The organism is Pseudolysinimonas sp. (assembly GCF_044239695.1).
Taxonomy (GTDB): Bacteria; Actinomycetota; Actinomycetes; order Actinomycetales; family Microbacteriaceae; genus Pseudolysinimonas_A.
Genome location: NZ_JBIIAW010000162.1, coordinates 1 through 4,483, shown reverse-complemented (window position 1 = coordinate 4,483; position 4,483 = coordinate 1). Strand labels below are relative to the sequence as shown.

General features: G+C 68.0%; 6 protein-coding genes. 1 reads left to right on the top strand and 5 read right to left on the bottom strand.

Annotated elements, in window-relative coordinates; genetic code table 11:
• A partial coding sequence (locus ACILQS_RS15685; protein ID WP_395641061.1) for a sigma factor-like helix-turn-helix DNA-binding protein occupies positions 1 to 103 on the bottom strand: 103 nt, incomplete at its 3' end.
• Positions 104 to 329: 226 nt separating this feature from the next.
• On the opposite strand from ACILQS_RS15685, the gene ACILQS_RS15680 reads away from it, so the two are divergent.
• Positions 330 to 668, top strand: a complete 339-nt coding sequence (locus tag ACILQS_RS15680; RefSeq protein WP_395641060.1) for an Lsr2 family protein — start codon at positions 330 to 332, stop codon at positions 666 to 668.
• Here the strand turns inward: ACILQS_RS15680 and ACILQS_RS15675 are convergent.
• The 4 genes from ACILQS_RS15675 to mqo form a co-directional block, all read right to left on the bottom strand.
• Positions 665 to 1,345 carry a thymidine kinase gene (locus tag ACILQS_RS15675; protein ID WP_395641059.1) on the bottom strand — a complete coding sequence of 227 codons (681 nt, stop codon included), beginning with the start codon at positions 1,343 to 1,345 and terminating at the stop codon, positions 665 to 667. The genes ACILQS_RS15680 and ACILQS_RS15675 overlap by 4 nt on opposite strands.
• A gap of 6 nt (positions 1,346 to 1,351) precedes the next feature.
• Positions 1,352 to 2,035, bottom strand: coding sequence for a response regulator (locus ACILQS_RS15670; RefSeq protein WP_395641058.1), 684 nt, complete (start codon positions 2,033 to 2,035; stop codon positions 1,352 to 1,354).
• Between the two features lie 41 nt (positions 2,036 to 2,076).
• Positions 2,077 to 3,174 carry an Rv2578c family radical SAM protein gene (locus tag ACILQS_RS15665; RefSeq protein ID WP_395641057.1) on the bottom strand — a complete coding sequence of 366 codons (1,098 nt, stop codon included), beginning with the start codon at positions 3,172 to 3,174 and terminating at the stop codon, positions 2,077 to 2,079.
• 38 nt (positions 3,175 to 3,212) lie between these two features.
• Positions 3,213 to 4,483, bottom strand: a 1,271-nt coding sequence (gene mqo, locus ACILQS_RS15660) for a malate dehydrogenase (quinone) (protein WP_395641056.1), incomplete at its 5' end; no start/stop codon positions are given.

The window sequence follows — 4,483 nt, the reverse complement described above, 5'->3', positions numbered from 1 at the left end:
TCCGACTGACGCGGCTCTCGGACAGTCCGTAGGCGCGGGCCGCTTCAGCCTGCGACAACCCCTGGATAGCGACGGCAGTGACGATCAGACGTTCGCGAGACACCCGCGAGCCTGACGCACCCCGAGTTGCCTATGTCTTGAGACATCCCTTGCCCATGTCCTGAACCACGACACTGTTACCCCGACGCATGTGAAGAAGGGCCGTCCATCGGGCGGCCCTTCTTCATTGCATCCGTCACGATTGTGCAGAGAGCATTTCACGACATTTAGCACAGGCGCTAAAGTAAAACCGGGTCGGGGGATAAAGCCTGAAGACGGGGTACAACGAAATGAAGAAGCAAATCACGCAGCTGGTCGACGACATCGACGGCACGGTTCTCGAGAACGGCGCCGGAAGCACGGTGCGGTTCGCGCTCGAAGGCCGCCAGTACGAGATCGACCTCTCGGACGAGAACGCTCAGAAGCTGCGCAGCGCCCTGGCCCCGTTCATCTCCGCGGGCCGCTCGGCCAGCGGATCGACGCGCTCATCGGGCCCGCGCCGCTCCGGCCGGTCGAACACCGGCGAGCTCGCGGCCATCCGCTCCTGGGCCCAGGGCCACGGCTACACGGTCGGCGACCGCGGTCGCATCTCGGCCGAAGTGCGCGAAGCCTACGAGCGCGCGAACTAGCTGAAATCGGCGTCGGGCGCCGAATTGTACGAGAAGTCGTACTTCGAGCGGCGCCCGCGGTTGAGCACACCGCCGGATTCCTCGAGGTAGCACTGCCCGCACAGTGACTCGTAGGAGACGTCACCCTGCTCGCCGGTCGTCGCGTCGATGGCGACCTGGTCACCGTCGAAGACGAAGACACCGTCGACGGTGCGGGCGTTGAAGATCGCCTTCCGCCCGCACCGGCAGATCGTCTTCAGCTCTTCGAGCGAGTGGGCGATCTCGAGCAGCCGTCGGCTGCCGGGGAACGCGACGGTCTGGAAGTCGGTGCGGATGCCGTAGGCGAGCACGGGAACGTCTTCGTCGATCGCGATGCGCAACAGGTCGTCGATCTGTTGTTCGCTGAGGAACTGCACTTCGTCGAGCAGGAGGCACGCGACATCCTTGCCGCTGTCCCGGATGACCTGCTCGCGACGGGTCATGAACGCGGTGAGCACGTCCTCTTCGGGGGCGATCGTGAAGTCGACGGGGCGATCGACGCCGAGCCGGGACACGATCGCCGCCTCGCCCTTGGAGTCGATCGCGGGCTTGGCGAGCAGCACCTGCTGCCCACGCTCCTCGTAGTTGTAGGCGGCTTGAAGCAGGGCGGTGCTTTTGCCCGAGTTCATCGCGCCGTAGCGGAAATACAGTTTCGCCATGCGCCGCTACTCGAGATATCCGTCTTCCGCGGCGCGGCGGATGAGATCCGCCTTCTTGCTCGCGGGACGGTCGACGCGTGCGTACTTCTCCCGCACGCGGCGCAGATAGGTCTTCGCCGTTTCGTACTGCACGTTCATGCGGGTAGCGACTTCGGTCGTGCTGAAGCCGGTGACGTACAGGCGCAACGCCTCGGCCTCGCCCGGGCTGAGTTTCGGGCGCAGGTGCGCGGACGTGCCCGCGACGGCGGGCCGCCAGACCCGCGCGTCGGGATCGCTCTGGATGCCCATCACCCGGCGCGCGGTCTCCATCACGGCGGCCATGGTGAGCGATTTGGAGAGGAACGCGGCGGCGCCGGCGGCGAGCGCACGCTCGCGCGCCTCGCGGGTGTCGACGCTCGAGAGCACGATGACCTTCGCCCCGGCCGCACGGCAGGTGCGCACGCGCGCCTCGATCGACACCGGCTCCTTGAGCTGGAAGTCGATGAACACCAGATCGGTCGGGAAAGCCGGGCTGTGCACGAGCTGGAGCCAGGTCGGCGCCATGAGAACGACGTCGAAGTCGGACGCGTTGTTGCCGATCCAACTGCTCAGCGAGTCGAGCAGCACCTCGTGGTCGTCGAGGACCGCGAGCCGCACGGGGCCCGGTACCGATCGGCCCTGGGCCGCGGCCCGGTGCTCGATCGTGCTCATGCGATCCACCCTATGTGCGAATCCGCGCAACCGTCTCGCACTCAGAACAGTGTCGGCTGGAGTCCCGCTGCCGCCGACGCCGGCAGCTCGTTCGCGAGCATCCGATCACCCGCGCTGCCGCGCGCACGGGTGCGTCCGATCGCCCGCGGCATCGGCGACCCGGTGGTCGGATCGATGCGCGGCGGGCGTTCCAGCCCGTGCTTGCGCAGGAGCGGCCGTACGCGCCTCGCCAGCCAGCCGCGGTACTCCTTCGGCGGGTAGACCTGACGCATCGGGTAGAGCTGCCCGTATTTCGCCAGCAGATCGGGGTGCTCGCGCGCCAGCCAGGTGAAGAACCACTCGCGCGCACCCGGCTTCAGGTGCAGCGCCGAGTAGGCGACCGAGTCGGCCCCGGTCGCGGCGATCGCCGCGAACAGACCGTCGAGGTGGTCGATCGAGTCGGTCAGGTAGGGCAGCACCGGCATGACGAACACCGAGCACGGGAGGCCGGCATCCCGGATCGCCGTCACCGTCGCGAGCCGCGCCTCCGTGGTCGGTGCGCCGGGCTCGAGTGAGTCGCGGAGGGCGGGGTCGAGCACGTCGATCGTCATCGCGAGTTCGACCGGCACCCGCTCGGCGGCGGCCTGGAGCAGGGGGATGTCGCGCCGAAGCAGCGTGCCCTTGGTGAGGATGCTGAACGGCGTTCCCGAGGCGGCGAGCGCCGCGATGATGCCGGGCATCAGCCGGTAGCGCCCTTCGGCGCGCTGGTAGGGGTCGGTGTTGGTGCCGAGCGCGACGGGGGCGTGCTGCCAGGACGGTCGCGCGAGCTCTTTCGCGAGGATGTCGGCGACGTTCACCTTGACGACGATCTCGGCGTCGAAGTCACGGCCCGCGTCGAGATCGAGGTAGGTGTGCGTCTGCCGGGCGAAACAGAACACGCAGGCATGAGAACATCCGCGGTAGGGATTGATGGTCCAGGCGAACGGCAACGCCGTCGACGACCCCGGCACCTGGTTCAGCGCGGACTTCGCGAGCACCTCGTGGAAGGTGATGCCGGCGAACTCCGGGGTCTGCACGGATCGCACGAGTCCGCGCATGGTGCCGAGCCCCGGCAGCGCCGACGCGCTCTCGGCGCCGATCGCCTGCCCGCTCCACCGCATCCCGTCATTCGAACATATGTTCGAGAGACGCGCAAGGCTCAGGCCCGGATACCGAGCGCCTTCGCGGTGCGGGCGAGCGTCGCCTCGGCCGTCTTCTCGTTCTCGGAGAGCGTTCCGCCGTACGACGGCACCATCTCGACGAGCTTCGGGCGCCAGGCATCCCTCTTCGTGGGGAAGCACTTCGCGAGCACGTCGAGCATGATCGGCACCGCGGTCGACGCGCCCGGTGACGCGCCGAGCAGCCCGGCGATCGTACCGTCGGCGCCCGAGACGACTTCGGTGCCGAACTGGATGACCGCCTTGCCGTCGCCGTCGCGCTTCATGATCTGCACGCGCTGCCCGGCGGTGATCAGGTTCCAGTCCTTCGCCTCGGCGGTCGGAGCGAACTCCCGGAGCGCGCGGAACTTCGAACCGCGGGTCGCCAGCACCTCGCTGACCAGGTACCAGACGAGCGAGAGGTTCTTCAGGCCGGCGCCGATGAACGTGCCGAGGTTGTGCCAGCGCAGGGCCGCGAACAGGTCGAGGTAGGAGCCCGTCTTGAGGTACTTCGTCGAGAAGCCGGCGTACGGCCCGAACAGCAGGCTCGACGAACCGCCGATCACCCGGGTGTCGAGATGGGGCACCGACATCGGCGGGGCGCCGACCGACGCCTTGCCGTAGACCTTCGCCGAGTGGCGGGCGACGACGGCGGGATCGTCGGTGTGCAGGAACTGGCCGCTGATCGGGAAGCCGCCGTAGCCCCGGATCTCCCGGATGCCGGAGCGCTGCAGGAGGTTGAGCGCGTTGCCGCCCGCACCGACGAACACGAAGCGTGCCGTGACGTTGGTGCGGGTCGACCCGACGTCGTGGACGACGCGCAGGTTCCAGAGTCCCGAGTTCTTCGAGCGCTTGAGGCCGGTGACGCGGTGGTTGAGCTTGAGCGTCGCCCCGTTGTCGACGAGCCCGTCGACGAGGGTGTGGGTGAGCGAGCCGAAGTCGACGTCGGTTCCGGCCGCGATGCGGGTCGCCGCGATCGGCTGGTCCTTGCGGCGACCGGGGATGAGCAGCGGAGCCCAGGAGCGGATGACGGCGGCGTCTTCGGAGTACTCGAGACCCGCGAACAGCGGGTGGTCCTTGAGTGCGTCGAAGCGCTTCTTGAGGAAGGCGACGTTGTCGGCACCCCAGACGAAGCTCATGTGCGGCACCGGGTTGATGAACGCCGTGGGTTCGGGCAGGAGGCCGGCACTCACGAGGTACGACCAGAACTGGCGTGAGACCTGGAACTGCTCGTTGACCTTCACGGCATTCGCGATGTCGATCGTGCCGTCGG

Excerpts from the sequence above, each read along its gene's own strand:
- ACILQS_RS15680 (WP_395641060.1), top strand. The coding sequence starts at position 330 with ATGAAGAAGCAAATCACGCAGCTGGTCGACGACATCGACGGCACGGTT.
- ACILQS_RS15675 (WP_395641059.1), bottom strand. The coding sequence starts at position 1,345 with ATGGCGAAACTGTATTTCCGCTACGGCGCGATGAACTCGGGCAAAAGC.
- ACILQS_RS15670 (WP_395641058.1), bottom strand. The coding sequence starts at position 2,035 with ATGAGCACGATCGAGCACCGGGCCGCGGCCCAGGGCCGATCGGTACCG.
- ACILQS_RS15665 (WP_395641057.1), bottom strand. The coding sequence starts at position 3,174 with ATGCGGTGGAGCGGGCAGGCGATCGGCGCCGAGAGCGCGTCGGCGCTG.